The following is a 980-nucleotide window of genomic DNA, read 5'->3' on the forward strand; positions in this document are numbered from 1 at the left end:
CGCCGGCACCGCCCTGGCCGCCGGCACCACCGGCGTAGCCCGTAGCACCGGCGGTGGTGGCGGCCGCCCCCGCCCCGCCGGTCCCGCCGGCCCCGCCGTTGCCCCCGTTGCCGTCGATTCCCGCGGCCGCGCCAGTGCCGACCGTGGCGGCCGCACCGCCGGTGCCGCCGGTCCCGCCGGTCCCGCCGGTCCCGCCGTTGCCGCCGGCGGCGTCGACGCCGGTGGCCCCCGTGCTGCCTTGGCCGCCGTTGCCGCCGTCGCCGCCGGCGCTGCTCGTGCCGGCGATGCCGGCGGCACTAAAGGCGTTACCGCCCTGGCCGCCGTCGCCGCCGGTGCCGCCGGTGCCGCCGGTGCCGCCGTCCACGCCTTGGCCGCCGAGCCCGCCGACCCCGGCGCCACCGGCGTTACCGCCGTGGCCGACGCCACCCGCGGTGCCGCCGAGCAGCGCTTGGTTGGCGCCACCGGCGCCGCCGACCCCGCCGTCACCGGCGTTGCCGCCGTTGCCGCCGACCCCGCCGTTACCGCTGTCCGTGCCGGCCACGCCGGCCGCCCCCGTTGCGCCGAGACCACCGTGGCCGCCGGTGCCGCCGACCCCGCCGGCGCCGCCGTGGCCGTTCAACGAGAACAACTGCGTGTTCGCGCCGCCGACACCCCCGTTGCCGCCGAGCCCGCCGTTCGTGCCGGTGGGGGCCGAGGCCGTTCCAGTTACCCCCCCTCCGCCTTGACCACCGGCGCCGCCCATGCCACCGTTACCGCCACCGATCCACCCGTTCGCCCCGCCGGCACCACCATTGCCGCCGGTCCCGCCGGCCGCGCCGGTGCCGCCTTGACCGCCGTTACCGCCGGCACCCCACAAGCCCGCCGCGCCACCGAACCCACCGGTGCCGCCGGCACCGCCGTTGACACCGGCCACGCCGGTCGCGCCTTGCGCGCCGTTGCCGCCATTGCCGATCAACCACCCGCCGACCCCGCCGCTACCC

1 pseudogene is annotated in these 980 nt (G+C 80.2%); it reads right to left on the reverse strand.

The features are described 5' to 3' along the window. Positions 1-980, reverse strand: a pseudogene (locus FPZ47_RS28740) (PE family protein); the annotation flags it as partial.

Source organism: Mycobacterium helveticum, from assembly GCF_007714205.1.
In the GTDB taxonomy this organism is placed as follows: Bacteria; Actinomycetota; Actinomycetes; order Mycobacteriales; family Mycobacteriaceae; genus Mycobacterium; species Mycobacterium helveticum.